Origin of the sequence: Paenibacillus sp. FSL W7-1088, assembly GCF_037969855.1 — a bacterium.
Lineage (GTDB): Bacteria > Bacillota > Bacilli > Paenibacillales > Paenibacillaceae > Paenibacillus.
The window spans coordinates 3,942,040-3,957,900 of the sequence record NZ_CP150216.1 but is presented as its reverse complement, the minus strand read 5'-3'; the positions used below and the strand labels follow the sequence as shown (position 1 = coordinate 3,957,900).

Genomic DNA, 15,861 nt, shown 5'->3' with positions numbered 1-15,861 from the left:
TCATAACAGTTGTTCAGTGGCGGATTGATTCCATTTTATATTCTGATTCAGAAGCTGAATTTGTTGAACACGATGTGGGTGATGATTCTCCCTGAAGCGGTATCCATCTGGAACATGATCCTGTTGTTGAATTTTTTTCGCAACGTCCCCAAAGAGCTGGAAGAGGTCGCCTTCGTTGATGGAGCTGGTTACTTTCGAACTTTGATTCTTGTGTTATTACCTGTGTCGATGGCAGCCTACAAAGGATTCCGTAGCTGTTTCCGGTATTGAAGAACTTGGTAAAAACTCAAATCCATCCGTTTCGAAAGCAGGGATGACTGTGTATAGCCTTGTATCTGGAACTCTGACAATTATGTATCAGTAATTGGGGTGGCAGCACAAAATATTTCTGTGGGTAGTCCAGTAATTACAATAAAAGTGTAGAGGCAACTCCTTATATTCCTTAACTTAATGAAAAGGATTATCAAGCCCGCTTGTATAGCGGGCTATTGTCGATGGATAATAATATTATTCCATTCAAAGTCGTTATATAGCAATCTAGTTGACGGCAGGTACGATTTCGTTATGCACGCCGATTTCACATATGGCTGAATTGCTTTACAATAAGCTTAGAACCTGGTTCTACCCGAAGGCAAGCCGTCTTAAAAAAGCTCAAGGAGGGTTTCTCGTACATACGGTCAAAGAGCTGCCAAGATAATGCGACTCACCGAGTACGCCGTGATATCATTGGTGTCTTTTGTGGAAGTAACCACGGCTATGCGCTCATCTCTAAGACATTGAATTGAAAGTAATCTTTGAATGTTTTGACCAGCAGGATTGTTATTTGAATCCAGAGAGATCAACTGGTATACCTTTTTGTTACCGGACATTACCTCATCGAAGTAGTAGACGTTACCGATCTGACTTATTTAAGTAAATAAGCGTTTAATTGGAGGGTTTGTTATGTATAAATTGGTGAAAATAGCCGCTTATATATTGATGGCTTGTGGAGCCTTATATCCTATGGGGATTTTCTCTAAAGAAAGTTTGTATTTTACATTGTATCCGGGGTTGTTACTATTATTATCCACGAATGTATTTTCAGTTGTCATGAAACCCAAAACTGAAAGCAAGTAAAAGAAAGACTAAACGTAGAAAACAGATCTTTAAGTTAACGGTAGGTTATTGTAACTCCAGAAATAATAAAAGGGAACAAGCGTTCTTTACATATGTTATATATGAGTGATATACTCGAAACGAAACGGAAACAAGTGAAATTTAAATAAATCTATTTTTTAGAGGCAGACCTGAGGTTGGGAGTCTGTTTCTTTTTCTTTGAGCTAACATGCAGGTAAGTAGGTTGAATGAATATGGCGTGAAGGAACCAATCATTACGGTGTTGGACGTAACTTGGTTAATAACAGTTGAATTTAAAATTTGGAGGCATATTATGAAGCAATATAAAGTGGTATACCCACATCTTTCAAATTATCCTGATCCAATTGTTTTAGCTATAGGAGATGTCGTTATATACGGCAGAGAAGATACTGAATTTCCAAACTGGATTTTTTGTGAAGCAATCCATTCGAAAAAGAGAGGCTGGGTACCAAAACAAATATTAAGTAAACCAACTGAGGAAAACAAAGCGACTGTGTTAGCACACTATTCCGCATACGAATTGACTGTTACTCCTGGTATGTTAGTTGAAAAAGAATTTGAACTTAATGAATGGAGTTTTGTTCATACCACACATGGTGAGAAGGGGTGGGTACCTAATAGGGTATTAGTTATTAGATTGGGCGAAAATGATCACATTAAACGAAGTAAAAGAGAGGTTCGTACTTATGACAATAACGTTTAGGAAACTAAGTGAGCTATCGATCGAGGAAAATGTACGTATTTGGAATCTAGGATTCGAGGGTTATTTTATACAGATTGTTATGACGATTGAGGCTTTGATGACTAGGATTGTTAACGAAGGACTTTCTTTGGAGAATTCACTCGCTATTTATGTGGATGGTGAACCTGCAGGGTTTGTCATGAATGGATTTCGTGACGTAGATGGAAAGAAAGTGGCATGGAACGGTGGCACAGGTATTGCGCCTACATTTAGAGGACAGGGCATTGGCAGAGCGCTCATGTTAAGAAATCTAGAGTTGTACCGAGAACAAGGCGTGGAGATTGCGATACTTGAAGCACTCACCCAGAATGAGAGTGCGATCAAGCTATATCAGTATGTGGGGTATGAAATTACGGATCGATTAATGATTTTACAACATACGGGTACAATAGATCCCCAACTACTGAAGCGATCTGTTGCGCATCCCTTTTCTATCACCAAAGGATTGCCCCGTGATGTATACGCGCTAGACTTTTATCGAGGTTTATCTGCTTGGCAGACACAATGGCCTAGCATGAAGGAGGGTGAATCTATAATCATTAGACAAGATAGCGAGCCTGTATGCTATGCATTGTATAAGCGAACATTTGATCAAGAGGGTAAATTGGTAACCATTTCGCTCTATCAATGTGAGGTCCTTCCTGGACGGGACGATGCAGAGGAGATTTATAAGCTTGCTCTCAGTGAATTGTTCGCCCCGTTAGACTATGTATGCAGGCGAGGGACAGCTAATTTGCGTAAATCCAATCAACTTTTGAACGATCTATTGATAAAATTAGGTTTCACAACAAATGTTGAGCAAGTGCTCATGATGCGAAATATGGATCTTAGATGAAATCATTTTTTTAGTTTCGTTGTCGATAAAATGGCCTGGATTTATTTTGTAACGCAAGGATTTATTGTCTGGGGTTAGGGTACATTTTTATGCGCTTACTTATGGAGCAGATCATTTGGGAGGATTATGAAAATTAGTTAATGCAAGAAAAATTTTAAATGAAGAAAGCAACCCCTCCGCTATTTTCAGCGTGAGGGGCCCGTTAATTGTCAATTGCAGTACTTTTTTTGGTTCGTTCCGCCAATTCAGTTATTGACTTAATGTCTTGATCAGTTAATAGATCTAGAAAATACTTGCGTATTGCCTTTGAGACAATGGGAAGGGCTTCATCCAAGGCGGACTTTCCGACGGAAGTAATAATGACTTGCACACCACGTTCTGTGTCTAGTGGTTTCCTCAGAACTAGACCTCTTTTTTCCATACGCGTTAGATGATGAGATAATCGGCTCTTATCCCAGTCCATCGAGTCAGCTAGTTCCTGTTGGCGAAGTTTACCATCTCCAAATTGGACTAAACGGTCTAATACTCCAAAATCACCTTCTGATAGTCCTGTATATTCAGACATTTCCTTTACAACGCGACCGAAGACTCGTTTAAAGGAGCCTTTCCACGTATTCCATATTCGCATTTCGTCTTCGTTTAGTTCGTTAATATCCATGCGAATATAATACCATGGTTGACACGTCAACCACAAGATGTTACAGTTTGTTTTGTGAGTTGACATATCAACCAAAGAGATGAAATTATCTTTAGGTTGATATGTCAACCTACGAAGATTATAAAGATTTGCAAAGAAGCAAAGGAAGGAGAAAAAACGGATGAAAAAGCGGCTCGAGTTCGTTGACTTTAAACGCAGACCCTGCCAATTCGCATCGTGAAATGTTCGGCGCCGTTTATAGTCCGTCTAAAACCGCTCTCAATGCGATTACACTTGCTTTCGCAATCAGAACTTGAGTCCACAAGCATTAAGGTCAACGCTGTATGCCCGGGCTTCATCGATAAGGCGTAACGCCTGCCCTACAAATATAAGGAGTGTGTTATTAAATGGAATATGTGAAACTGGGACAAAGCGGTTTGGATGTTTCGAAATTAAGTCTTGGAACCATGAGCTTCGGCGTACCTGAACGCGGCAATACCCCATGGTCATTGAATGAAGAGGACAGTAGACCGATCATTAAAGAAGCAATCGAAATGGGCATTAATTTTTTTAGTACTGCTAATATGTATTCTGACGGAACAAGTGAAGAAATTCTTGGACGTGCATTAAAGGATTTCGCCAGTCGTGATGAAACCGTCATCGCTACAAAGGTATTTGTTCCGATGCGCAAAGGTCCGAATGCAATGGGGCTTTCCCGTAAAGCCATCATGAATGAAATTGATAACAGTCTAAAACGGCTTGGAACAGACTACGTCGATTTGTACCAGATCCATAGGTGGGATCCTAATACACCAATTGAGGAGACAATGGAGGCTCTTCACGATTTAGTTAAGTCGGGAAAGGTTAGATATATCGGAGCATCTTCCATGTTGGCATGGCAATTTGCCAAAGCGCAGCATGTCGCGGAGCGCAATGGCTGGACACGTTTCGTTTCCATGGAAAATAGACTTAACTTGCTTTATCGTGAAGAAGAAAGAGAAATGCTCCCCCTTTGCAAAGATGAGGGGGTTGGTATCACTCCTTACCTACCTTTGGCGGCAGGACGGTTAACCCGGGAGTGGAATGAGCAGACCTCGCGATCCGAGAATGACCAAATAGCAAAAGCGTTGTTTATTAAAACGGAAGAAGCTGATCGCAAAGTTGCAGAAAGAGTTGCGGAAGTTGCAGCTAACCGAGGGATCCCGCGCGCACAAGTTGCTCTTGCATGGTTGCTGCAAAAGGAAGAGGTCACAGCACCAATAATCGGTTCGACCAAAATCAGCCATCTCGAAGATGCGGTTTCAGCGTTATCGGTTAAATTAACGCCTGAAGAAATTACCCGTTTAGAAGAACTTTATATACCACATGCATTAGTATAAATTGGACACATATCTTTTACTAAGATACCGTTCTGTATCGACATCCTCACGAACATCGATTCTATAAGCTAAAACTTTTGTAATAAACTCTTCTTGGGTGCGATCCTTGAAGAGTTTATTCGCTTTTTCGATGTGACAAGCAGTTGAAGACATTTGGGAGCCGACTAAAAAAAGGTAAACCTGGTTTCAGGCATACCTTATAGGCAAAATGGCGGGGAACTTTCTGGAATAACCCCTAATCTATTGAACTTAGATTGAATGATCGATAGCGCAAAAAATACGGCTTTATCCAACGCAAAAAGCGAAAGATTTCGAACCTGTGCTGAAACGGATTTTGGATGAGTTCAGCCTTCAGATGACGAATTGTTTGTCCGAAAGCGATAAACAGCAGTTTGCGGACCTGCTGAAAAAAATTTACGACAGCAAACAGGGTTAGATGATCAAGGTCATAGCTACTGACACGGATATTGCCAGAAAAGAATGGCTCATAACCACGATCGGGTACCTGGAACTTGCCGGGCAATCGGGATCAGGTTCTCGGCTATGTTACTCGCAGCCGCGATTTGCCTGACCGTACCTGCTTGTCGGCATGTTTCCGGCTTGCTTGAACGGGTCTGTATAAAAACTGGGTTCGATCCGTTATACCAGATTGGGTTTGTAGGTATACTCCGCTTCTTTTAATTCCCTTTACATAGCAGCAGTTGATTCAGCTACATTGTTTTTCTTTGTAAGTGGCTTTTTCCTCAATGTTCGATCATATAAATAAGGTTTTCCGTGATATTCCCATGCATTCTTTTGCTTCTCCTTTTTATGTACATCAACTTTTATCTCCAAATTAGCAACATTACTCTGGAATTCAGAAGCAATTCGTTTACACCATTTTAATCCACTTTCTTCAGAGGCACTAAAATGAACGCGTAAAAGAAACCCATTAACCGTTAATTCAAACTTATATAAATTCATATTATGTAATCCTTTCTAAGTGGGAATATAATCTAGAACAAAACACTATAACTACATAATAACAGGAACATACGTTCTGTAAAAGTGGTATTTATATTAGCACTTAATTATTGAAGGTAGGAGCATTACTATTTTTCATACTTATAAACACTTTGGAGGTCGATGGGTTGGGTTGATGGTCAGACGAGAAGTGGACTAGATTGTGTGAGGGAATAACGGGTTTTTGCTTTTGAAAAATCATTATGTATTTATCATGCGTTTATATTGATTCTATAGCACAGATGCTTACGATTAGGTGTAGTCTTTTGTTTTATTGTAAACGCTATGTCTATAATAATTTAATACGAGGGGAGGAGAAGTCGATTCGGTATCTATACGAGTTTATACAGCATCAGGACGACCTACCCATGAAGCTCTTTGTAAACAGCGTGAAACATGTTGATTTTCATTGGCATAAGGAAGTTGAAATTGTGTATGTCCTTCAAGGCTCAATCATCATGTATTTGGATCAAAAGCAGTACACGCTTCATGAAGATGATGTAATCGTGGTCAATAGCATGTCTGTCCATAAGATTGAACGGACCAATCAAGACAATGTACTTCTGACATTGCAGTTCGGTCCAGAATTGCTGAACACTAATGCGTCTATCTCCTGCAATTCTGCTCTGAATAATGATGGGGATAAATTACGTTTAACTAGCATCAAACAAAACCTCGCTCAAATGGTATGGGAGATCAACAAAAAAACGAAGGGTTATCGAAGCTACACGATAGGCAGACTGCAGATGTTATGTGGATGCCTTTTGCGATATTTTTCCGATGGGACAAATCTGGATGCAGAGGAGAGCAGCAAGGAGTACGATTATAAAAGACTGAACAGGGTCCTTGCGTACATTGACAGCCACTACAGTGAGAAGATTACGCTACAAGACATGGCTGCTTATGAGCATTTGAGCTTGCATTATTTCTCCCATTTTTTTACCGATAAAATCGGAATCCCCTTCCAAAAATACTTAACGCTCATTCGCTTGGAGAAATCCCAGGCACAACTGGCAGGGAGTGAGAAAAAAATTTCGGAAATCGCGCTGGATTGTGGTTTCGCCAATGTAAAGCTGTTCAACAAATACTTCAAAGAAAAGTACGGCTGCACGCCCGGCTCCTACCGCGAAGCTTCGCTCGCGCCAGAATCACCCAATACGAACCAGAACCGAAAGCCCAAAACATACGAGGAATCTTCAAGCGGGGATTATTATGAGATGGACACGTTAAACGCGATGGGATCATTGTATCGGTATCTGGACGAGAAATCGGAAACGCAGCAGGTGCCGCTTCCACCAACGAAAGCCTTGATGGAAGAGCAACATCATATCGAGATACGGAAAGACCACACTACAGTTCTTTATGAGAAACACTGGAATATTACCATGACTGCCGGCAGAGCAGCAGAAGGTTTGCGCGAAGATTGGCGGAGGCAGTTGGCCGAATTGAGGGCGCGAATTCCGTTTCGTTACATCCGGTTTCATGGCATATTCAATGATGAGATGATGGTGTACAGCGAGAATGAGGATGGAACACCAGTCTACAACTGGTCTTACGTGGACAAGCTCTATGATTTCCTTCTGGATCAGGGGATCCGGCCATTTGTGGAGTTAAGTTTCATGCCGAGTCTACTTGCGAGGTCCAATGAAACGATATTTCAGTGGAAAGGGAATATCAGTCCTCCGTCCGATCCCGCCCGATGGGAAGCACTTGTCAGTGAATTTATTCGCCATTGTTTGAATCGATATGGAGCGCAAGAAGTGAAGAAGTGGTATTTCGAAGTGTGGAACGAGCCTGACCTGGCAGGAGTCTGTTGGGCAGGGAGCAAGGAAGAATACTTTGCTTTTTATGAATCCACCGTTTGTGCGATCAAATCGGTGTTGATCGAACTGAAAGCAGGAGGCCCTGCCATGGGTTACGGCTCCCTCTGGAACGATACTTGGACTGAAGAGTTTTTGGCATATTGCCAAAAACGTGAAGTGCCCCTAGACTTCTTTTCGTTCCATATTTATTCGGAGTATCCGAAACTTAAAATTGATGAAGATCGTCTGACGAAGATTATGCCGCCTTCTTTCTATAAGGAAAGCATTGAACGTTTACGGCAAAAAATGAATGCGTCATCGTACGGGCATGTTGAGCTTCATGTAACGGAGTGGAATTTTTCACTGTATGACCGAAACTTGCTGCACGATACGATGTTTATGGCTCCTTTTGTTATCTACCAAACCATGAATACGCTCGGCGACGTAAAGGCGATGGCTTTCTGGTCCTTTACTGACGTATTCGAAGAAAGCATCGTTCCTGCTTCTCCGTTCTATGGAGGTTTTGGTCTGATCAATCGTGACGGGCTGAAAAAGCCGGCGTATTATGCGTTTGAGCTAATGCAAAAGCTGGGGGACGAGCTGCTTGTAAAGGGAAACGGTTATGTCGGAACTCGAAAAAGTGACGGAAGCATACAGTTCCTGTTCTATCACTACGTACATGTAGATCAGCTGTTTGCGAGTGGAGATTGGTCGGAATTATCTGATTCATCGCGTTATGACGTGTTTGAGGAAAAAGGAATCAAGGCATTTGAACTTTCGTTACATATGCTTTCAGGAACGTATAAATGCACCAGTTATCGACTGGATCGGGAGCACGGATCGGTATTTGACGAGTGGATCCGTATGGGTTCACCAGATTCTTTAACAGCCGAAGAGATCTCCTATTTAAACGGCAGAAGCGGTCCGGTAATCCGGTCAGAAATCGTGCAGGGTGAACATTGGTACAAAGAAATTTTGCTCCCGCCGCATGGTATAACGCTGCTTACCCTCGATCGGCAGTACTAAATGATTGTGTAATCTTCAACTGAAGGCATCCTTTCCGAAAGGGAGGGGTGTTTTTTGTTGTTTAATTCCAGCTGAAGCAGACAAGATAGAACTAAAGGCATGAAGAGGACAAAAAACGAACCAAGATGCGGCAAGTTACAACAAGAAAGCGTTAACATGAAACTTTATACTATGGTTATAGCAGCTAAGAGGAAAGTAGGGGGAGTTTGGATGAAGCGTTTTATGAAATGGATGACAGAATCGTTTGCGCCCAGATTGGAGGCGTTTACGAACAATATTTGGGTTTCGTCGATTCAAGAAGCGATCATGGTCGCTATTCCGATGATTTTTATCGGTTCGATCATTACATTAATTTCGATTTTGCAGGATTTCATTCCGGGAATGCCGGACCTGACACCCATAACGACATTCAGTTTTGGTTTGTTGGGTCTGTTTATTGCTTTTTTGACGCCGTATGTAGTCATGGAAAAAAAGGATCGCCACAAAATTAAGCTGCTTGCGGGGATGTCAGGGGTCTCCCTGTTCGTTATGCTTCTTAATCCGAGCGTGAATGAAGATGGAACCATTCAGTTCATCCTTGAACGATTTGGTCCTTCCGGTATGATCACGGCGCTTTTGGTGGGGGTATTTGTTGCACTTGTCATGAATGTATGCAATAAATTCTCGTTTTTCAAAAAAGGATCATCTCTTCCCGAGTTCATCATGGATTGGTTCGACTTTCTCGTCCCTATTGCTTTGGTGTTAACTTCTGGATGGCTGCTCGTATACCAGCTTCATTTCGATATCTTTGCACTGATCGTAAGCGTGTTCGAACCCATCAATGCGATGGGGCAAAGCCTGACTGGGTTTGTATTGTTTAACTTCATCGGTGTTGTGCTCTATTCCTTCGGCGTAAGTCCATGGGTCATGACACCGATCTGGTACGCCATATGGATACCCGCAATCGAAGAGAATGCCGCTCTCGTCGCAGCTGGACAAGATCCGGTCAATATTAATACCTTCGAAACCTTCTTCTCCGGCTGGCTTGGTATTGGGGGAATGGGTGCGACCTTGCCACTCGTCGTCTGGTTCCTGCTGGCAAGATCGAAAAAATTAAAGTCTGTCGGCAAGGCGACCATTATCCCTTCCTTGTTCAATATTAACGAGCCAGTCGTGTACGGAGCACCGATTGCTTTCAATCCGCTTCTCATGGTACCGATGTGGATCAACGGACTGATCACGCCGATTATTGTGTATTTGGCATTAAATATGGGTTTTGCAAGAATTCCGAGCCAGATCTTTCAATTGTGGTATACGCCAATCGGACTGTCAACCTACATTATGTCCGGCGTCAACGGACTCATTTTGCTTGCGGTAATCCTGCTGATTGTATTCGTTGTCTGGTTCCCGTTTTTCAAACTATATGATGCACAAGAACTGAAAAAGGAACAGGAACAAAACTGATTAAAAAGGATGGATTGACATGAACAAATCGATTAATGAATTGCTGAAGGAAATGACTCTTAGCGAAAAAGCCTCAATCTGCGCGGGATTAAATATGTGGATGACCAAAGGAATTGAGCGGTTAAATATCCCGCCCGTTCATATGTATGACGGAACTAACGGGATCCGTAAAACGAATAGTGACGAAGAAATGGGCATCACGACAGAGAACGTTCCCGCGACCTGTTACCCAACGGGTTCTGCGATAGGCTCCTCTTGGAATACGGATTTGTTGTATGAGGTGGGAGTTGCGCTAGGTCGTGAATCGAAGGCTATGGACGTCGAGTTACTGCTTGGACCGGGAGTCAATATGAAAAGAACACCGCTTGGCGGAAGAAATTTTGAATACTATTCGGAAGATCCATGCTTAACGGGTGAACTCGGTGCATCATTCATTAACGGTATCCAAAGCGAGGGGGTAGGAGCTTCCCTCAAGCACTTTGCTGGTAACAACCAGGAGTTTGAGAAAATGGTAACCAGTTCGGAAATAGACGAGCGGACACTGCGCGAAATTTACCTTAGTGCTTTTGAACGTATCATCAAAAAATCTGATCCCTGGACGGTTATGTGTTCTTATAACTTGTTAAATGGAACGTATACAAGCGAGAATGAACATCTGCTGAATGACATTTTGAGAGAAGAATGGGGTTACGAAGGTGTTGTTCTGTCCGACTGGACTGCCGTTAATGACCGGATTCGCGGCCTGAAGGCTGGACTTGATCTTGAAATGCCGGGTCCTGCTCATTACAATACCAAAGCGATCGTTGAAGCCATTCAGAACGGGACTCTTTCCGAAGAACAGCTGAATCGGAGTGTTGCCCGCATTTTGAAGCTGGTCGAGCGGGTTACGAGCAACCAAGCCACAGACTCTTACGGAGATCAAAACTATCATGCCCTTGCACGTAAAGCGGCAGCCGAAAGTATTGTCCTTCTAAAAAACGAAAATGCGATTCTTCCGCTGCAGCCGGATTCGATCTCGTCGATTGCCGTGATTGGACGGTTTGCCAAGAAACCCAGAATTCAGGGGGCGGGCAGTGCAAAGGTAACCCCTACTAGAGTCGACATTCCTTGGGATGAAATAAAAGAGCTGGCCGGAACCTCGGTAACATTGGGTTACGCTGAAGGTTACCCGGAGGATGACTCCATTCAGGAAGACTTGATTAAAGAAAGTGTATCTTTGGCCAAGAACTCCGATGTGGCAGTAATGTTCGTTGGCCAACCGGAATATGCCGAATCGGAGATGCGCGATCTGAAGAGCATTGATCTTCCGGAGCATCAAGTGAAGTTGATTCAGGCGGTTGCAGCGGTTCAGCCTAAGTTCATCGTGGTGACAAGCAGTGGCTCTGCTCTTGTCATGCGCCCATGGGTGCAGCTTGTGCCTGGTGTTGTTCATTCTTGGTTGTCGGGCCAAGGGATGGGTAGAGCGATCGCAGAAGTATTGTTTGGACAGGAGAACCCTTCAGGCAAATTATCCGAGACCTTCCCAGTGAAGTTGTCGGATAACCCGTCCCATATGCGGATTCGGGGAGAAAACGGCAAACTGTATTATCGTGAAGGTCTATTTGTAGGCTACCGATATTATGACCGTAAAGAACTTGCACCGCAATTCCCGTTCGGTCATGGTTTGTCCTACACTTCGTTTTCATATGCGGACCTCGAAGTAGATCAAGTGGAGAAAGGGGTTACGGTGTCCTTTCAACTGAAAAACACGGGCAAGCGAAAAGGGAAGGAAGTTGTTCAATTATACGTGCATGATGAGGAATGCAATTGGACCCGTCCGGAGAAGGAATTAAAAGCTTTTGCCAAAATCGAGCTTGAGCCTGGCGAAAAACGCAGAATCGTCTTCGAGCTTGAAGAGAGAGACTTCTCATACTACAACACCAAGTATAACCGTTGGATTGCAGAGAGTGGATTTTTCCAAATCGCACTGGGTAGCTCATCCCGAGACATCCGGATCACCGAACGTTTGCATTGCAACTTCGGAAAGGAAGAAGTCACGTTCCACAAGTTCAGCTTGCTCAGCGAATGGTTGAGCGATTCCGTGGCAAAAAAAGTGTTAGAAGAGTGCCTGGATGAAATGAACGAGCACGTCACAGACAAGGTGTATCTAAACGAAGAATTTGTTGGATTCTGGGAGGACTTTCCTGTAGTGAAATTGTTCCAGATGTTTGGGCAAAATTGGATGATTGATCGGTCGCCTGACGAGGTGATTCAAGAACTTATTGCTCGTGTTGAGAAGGCACGGTAATCTTACTTCCTTTAAAAACCATCTTTTTATAGATGGTTTTTTTCTTTAACACTTCGTATGGTTAGTATACTGCTTCTCTCGTTTCACTGTGTCCTTCATCTTTCTTTTTGCGACAAGTATACACAAAAACAGGAGGGAAGCTGAAGGGCACAAATTGAATTTTCTCAATATCGAATAAGTCAGCTAATCGTTTCTTCATATGAAGTGAGTACTGGTACAAAACTAGTGTGCCTCCAGGTCGGAGCGCTGTATGAATCTGTGACAGGATGTTTTGTCTCATTTCTCTAGAAAAATTAAAAAAGGGCAGTCCGCAAATGATGCTATCCAACTGATGGATATGTTCTTGATTGATCCTTTTCAAAAGATAGGATGCATTCGAATGGAACATGAATTCAGGATATGTTTTCTTCAGATTACTTCTCATTTTGGGGTCTCTTTCAAATAAAAACACGGTTGCAGCTTGGGGTAATTCTGCTCTCATTTGACGTGTGACGGCACCTGTTCCTGGCCCCAGCTCTGCAATCGTTTTAACTTCATCCCATTGTACAGACTGGACGATTTTATTGGCTAGAAATTTGGAACTGGGAAGGACACTTCCTACTCGTTTGGGGTTCTTTAAGAATCCTTGCAGGAAAAGAAACGGTTCGGATGTTTTCATCGCGGTATCCTCCATGGTTGCATTCAATGATATTCTCTTGTTGATATAGAAATCATAATGAAAAAAACTAAGGAATTAATAAGCATAATTCTGAAGAAAATCTAAAGATTACATTAGCAAAGCGATACTACTACGTTCAAGACAAAAAGCCTTGCCAATTTATCATGGGAAGAGAGCCTTGCATGCCGGTGTGAAGGAGAGCTCTAATTGATTACCAATATTGAGGATAACGCAACGAACAGAAACGGCCTGCGTCTAATAGGTGGTTGGAAAAATATGAAAGGAGTGGAATGCGAAAGATGACAGCATTATTTTCACATAAGCCCGAAGGATACGAATGTCCATTTTGTTGTGTTTGGGGGATCGAACGCCCCAATCAGGGAACAAAAGAAAGGGATATCATCTATCAGAATGAAAAGGTAACTGCATTTATAGCGAGCAAATGGTGGCCAAAAAATAAAGGACATGTTCTTGTTATTCCGAATCAACATTTCGAGAACATCTTTTACCTCCCTGCGGATTACGCTGTTGAAATTCACCGCGCGGCTCAACTTACAGCATTTGCAATGAAAAGTACATATGGATGTGAAGGGATTTCTACGCGGCAACATAATGAGCCTGCTGGCAATCAAGACGTGTGGCATTATCATCTCCATGTTTACCCTAGATATATGAATGATCAACTTTATCTGTCAAAGGGTTCTCCATCTGATCTAGATGAACGCGCTTTTTATGCAGATAAGCTGCGTTCTTGGATAAAGGAAAACATTTAAGATCTAGCAGGCGAATGATAACTCTAGTCGGAAATGAATCTGAGATTACGTGGGCCCTACAAGAGAAAAATAAGGTTCTTTCATTAAGCTAACAGGAAACGATATCTCAATAAAACTAATGAGTAGTCTGCAATTCTGCAGGCTGCTCATTTGATAAAAAAAGAAACGATGTATGACTTCGCTCCTGGAGAGGGGCTAGGCATACATCGTTAAAATGGGGGGGAACTCCAGCCTGCATATGCTACTCTAGAATGTATTTGGCAATGGTTTCACTCATCTGGATATAGAATGTATTTGCATCGTGAAAACGAACATCGGCTTGGTGAAAAAGTGCGTCATCGATTACAAAAGAGTTTTTTATTTTTAGTGTGTTAGAGTCCAGAATATAGTAGGCGGCTTTCTTAGGCTCCGGTTTAGATGAATCATACCAAGCTTGTGTTTTGTCGACGGCTCCGAAGACAATGCTCTGATCATTTAGTCGTTGTAACAGTCCTTGTGCAGGTAAATCAGTAAACGTCTTGGTCGCAATCAATTGATTGTTAGTATTGTACAGACTAAGCTTATTTTTCTCTTGAATCAGATAATTATTTCCTAAGGATACGTACAAAGAATCGTACATATTATGCGCATACGTTGTACCGAAAACGGCATCCTGTGCTGGCTTAGGCAATGGTCTGATCCATTTGTGTTCCCCGTTAGGCTTATAGCCGTGCAAGGTTTCCACTTCCATCTTTGCATCGTAGATGGGAACAATCACAGTTCCGCCACTTAGAACTTCAAAGTCAGCATGCACAATATTGACGTGATCCTGCGGTTGGACAGCGGAAATAATCTTCTTTCCTGTAGGAATGGAGTAAATATCAATTGTCGTCGTGTTTCTCGGAGCATCAGAATTTAACAAACCGACGTAGTTCCCCTGAATATGTCTTACGTGGCCAGGAAACTCCCTTTTGATAAGCGGCTTGCCTTCCTTTGTATAAAGAGTAATCACACTGGTGTCTTTTGTGAAAGTAATCACGGCTATGCGCCCATCTTCTAGGATATTGAATTGAAAGTGCTCTTTGAATGTTTTGACCCATCGTGGCTTGTTATTTGAATCCAGAGAGATCAACTGGTATACCTTCTTGTTACCGGAATTTACCTCATCGAAGTAGTAGACGTTACCGCTCTGATCTATTTCAAACGAATTGTAGGGCATAGGCGATTTATGAATCCACTTCTGTTTTCCAGTTTTGTCGTCTATCGCTAGTAAGGAGTGTACGGATTTAGTTTTGCCGGTAGAGCGATCTGACTGATACAAGAATGTATATGCAGTTTGAGAGTTAGTCTGTTCTGATACGATCGGGTAGAAGATATTTCCTGTGAAATAATAGTTCTTACTATGTATTTGGGGTGTCGTATCGGTAGGTACGTCATAGGTCCACTCTGGCTTTGGAAGTTGCTTGTAATCAGAAGCAGATACTGAAGTGGCGATGGGGACTAAGGAAATAGTAATGAACGTTGTTAGAGTAGTGATTAGAAAAGTACGTTTGGTGATCCTTTTCATGATATGAGTTCCTCCTAGTCTCGATGTAATGGTCGATATTCTTCTGAAAATGGGATGATCTTGTCTGGTTTATAGCTTGTCGCCACATCAATGGGAGATGTACCTCTTAAATTTGTGACATGGATATTTGTTCCGCGATCTATGAAGTACCCAATATCTACTGGTTCTTTGCCTGGCACCACCTGTTTGGAATGGTTCCATAATAAAGCTAAAATCTTAAGCGAAAACTATAAACTCAACAATGTTTTTTTACATTCCTCCTTTCTTTTGGTAAAATCAACCTTTCAATTATAACATATAATGTACATACTTCCCCAATCCGGAACAAAAAGTGGTGATGATTAAAAAGAGGAGGGCAATGCAAAATGGAGTTCAAATTTGGGAACGTTTCTATTCTTCTCCCCCCTTTACACATTACAATTATCGGAATCATTATTTTTTTCTTTTTAGTAAGGTGGAGCAAGCACTTAGAAACAAGACGTTTTACAGTTTTCTTTTACTTTTTGATCAGTACTTCCATTATTCCAATTTATTCTCGTTATACAACAGAAGGTGTCTTTCAGCTGTTGATTCCCTTAGGATTTATAGTGATCT

General features: G+C 42.2%; 11 protein-coding genes and 1 pseudogene. 8 read left to right on the top strand and 4 right to left on the bottom strand.

Features of this window, described 5'->3' with window-relative positions:
* Positions 1 to 9: 9 nt before the first annotated feature.
* The 3 genes and pseudogenes from MKY42_RS17790 to MKY42_RS17780 all read left to right on the top strand — a co-directional run.
* Positions 10 to 231, top strand: a pseudogene (locus MKY42_RS17790) (ABC transporter permease subunit); the annotation flags it as partial.
* A gap of 1,198 nt (positions 232 to 1,429) precedes the next feature.
* Positions 1,430 to 1,840: an SH3 domain-containing protein gene (locus MKY42_RS17785; RefSeq protein WP_177185732.1), complete on the top strand. Its 411-nt coding sequence runs from the start codon at positions 1,430 to 1,432 to the stop codon at positions 1,838 to 1,840.
* Entirely contained in the window at positions 1,824 to 2,714 is an 891-nt protein-coding gene (locus MKY42_RS17780; RefSeq protein ID WP_177185731.1) for a GNAT family N-acetyltransferase, read from the top strand. The genes MKY42_RS17785 and MKY42_RS17780 overlap by 17 nt, the downstream gene beginning before the upstream one ends.
* 202 nt (positions 2,715 to 2,916) lie before the next feature.
* Here the strand turns inward: MKY42_RS17780 and MKY42_RS17775 are convergent, their stop codons facing one another.
* Positions 2,917 to 3,372, bottom strand: coding sequence for a MarR family transcriptional regulator (locus tag MKY42_RS17775; RefSeq protein WP_110001805.1), 456 nt, complete (start codon positions 3,370 to 3,372; stop codon positions 2,917 to 2,919).
* A gap of 386 nt (positions 3,373 to 3,758) precedes the next feature.
* Between MKY42_RS17775 and MKY42_RS17770 the strand changes: the two genes are divergently transcribed.
* On the top strand, positions 3,759 to 4,730 hold the full coding sequence (locus MKY42_RS17770; RefSeq protein WP_090898987.1) for an aldo/keto reductase: 972 nt from the start codon (positions 3,759 to 3,761) through the stop codon (positions 4,728 to 4,730).
* Positions 4,731 to 5,417: 687 nt separating this feature from the next.
* On the opposite strand, the gene MKY42_RS17765 is transcribed toward MKY42_RS17770, so the two are convergent.
* Positions 5,418 to 5,693, bottom strand: coding sequence for a hypothetical protein (locus MKY42_RS17765; RefSeq protein ID WP_090898984.1), 276 nt, complete (start codon positions 5,691 to 5,693; stop codon positions 5,418 to 5,420).
* A 407-nt stretch (positions 5,694 to 6,100) separates the two neighbouring features.
* Here MKY42_RS17765 and MKY42_RS17760 point away from each other — a divergent pair, with 407 nt between their 5' ends.
* The 3 genes from MKY42_RS17760 (at position 6,101) to MKY42_RS17750 (ending at position 12,290) form a co-directional block, all read left to right on the top strand.
* Positions 6,101 to 8,560 (top strand): helix-turn-helix domain-containing protein, encoded by a 2,460-nt coding sequence (locus tag MKY42_RS17760; protein ID WP_339843669.1) that lies wholly within the window; start codon positions 6,101 to 6,103, stop codon positions 8,558 to 8,560.
* A gap of 210 nt (positions 8,561 to 8,770) precedes the next feature.
* Positions 8,771 to 10,003, top strand: a complete 1,233-nt coding sequence (locus MKY42_RS17755) for a PTS transporter subunit EIIC (protein WP_339843666.1) — start codon at positions 8,771 to 8,773, stop codon at positions 10,001 to 10,003.
* A 19-nt stretch (positions 10,004 to 10,022) separates the two neighbouring features.
* Positions 10,023 to 12,290: a glycoside hydrolase family 3 C-terminal domain-containing protein gene (locus MKY42_RS17750; RefSeq protein WP_339843664.1), complete on the top strand. Its 2,268-nt coding sequence runs from the start codon at positions 10,023 to 10,025 to the stop codon at positions 12,288 to 12,290.
* Between the two features lie 61 nt (positions 12,291 to 12,351).
* On the opposite strand, the gene MKY42_RS17745 is transcribed toward MKY42_RS17750, so the two are convergent.
* On the bottom strand, positions 12,352 to 12,948 hold the full coding sequence (locus tag MKY42_RS17745) for a methyltransferase domain-containing protein (protein ID WP_339843662.1): 597 nt from the start codon (positions 12,946 to 12,948) through the stop codon (positions 12,352 to 12,354).
* A gap of 299 nt (positions 12,949 to 13,247) precedes the next feature.
* On the opposite strand from MKY42_RS17745, the gene MKY42_RS17740 reads away from it, so the two are divergent.
* Positions 13,248 to 13,721 (top strand): HIT family protein, encoded by a 474-nt coding sequence (locus tag MKY42_RS17740; RefSeq protein ID WP_179264551.1) that lies wholly within the window; start codon positions 13,248 to 13,250, stop codon positions 13,719 to 13,721.
* 241 nt (positions 13,722 to 13,962) lie between these two features.
* Here the strand turns inward: MKY42_RS17740 and MKY42_RS17735 are convergent, their stop codons facing one another.
* Positions 13,963 to 15,267, bottom strand: a complete 1,305-nt coding sequence (locus tag MKY42_RS17735) for a hypothetical protein (RefSeq protein ID WP_339843659.1) — start codon at positions 15,265 to 15,267, stop codon at positions 13,963 to 13,965.
* Between the last annotated feature and the right edge of the window lie 594 nt (positions 15,268 to 15,861).

Coding starts and splice junctions, on each gene's coding strand:
- MKY42_RS17765 (WP_090898984.1), bottom strand. CDS start 5,693: ATGAATTTATATAAGTTTGAATTAACGGTTAATGGGTTTCTTTTACGC.
- MKY42_RS17755 (WP_339843666.1), top strand. CDS start 8,771: ATGAAGCGTTTTATGAAATGGATGACAGAATCGTTTGCGCCCAGATTG.
- MKY42_RS17735 (WP_339843659.1), bottom strand. CDS start 15,267: ATGAAAAGGATCACCAAACGTACTTTTCTAATCACTACTCTAACAACG.
- MKY42_RS17745 (WP_339843662.1), bottom strand. CDS start 12,948: ATGAAAACATCCGAACCGTTTCTTTTCCTGCAAGGATTCTTAAAGAAC.
- MKY42_RS17775 (WP_110001805.1), bottom strand. CDS start 3,372: ATGGATATTAACGAACTAAACGAAGACGAAATGCGAATATGGAATACG.
- MKY42_RS17785 (WP_177185732.1), top strand. CDS start 1,430: ATGAAGCAATATAAAGTGGTATACCCACATCTTTCAAATTATCCTGAT.
- MKY42_RS17760 (WP_339843669.1), top strand. CDS start 6,101: ATGAAGCTCTTTGTAAACAGCGTGAAACATGTTGATTTTCATTGGCAT.
- MKY42_RS17740 (WP_179264551.1), top strand. CDS start 13,248: ATGACAGCATTATTTTCACATAAGCCCGAAGGATACGAATGTCCATTT.
- MKY42_RS17780 (WP_177185731.1), top strand. CDS start 1,824: ATGACAATAACGTTTAGGAAACTAAGTGAGCTATCGATCGAGGAAAAT.
- MKY42_RS17770 (WP_090898987.1), top strand. CDS start 3,759: ATGGAATATGTGAAACTGGGACAAAGCGGTTTGGATGTTTCGAAATTA.
- MKY42_RS17750 (WP_339843664.1), top strand. CDS start 10,023: ATGAACAAATCGATTAATGAATTGCTGAAGGAAATGACTCTTAGCGAA.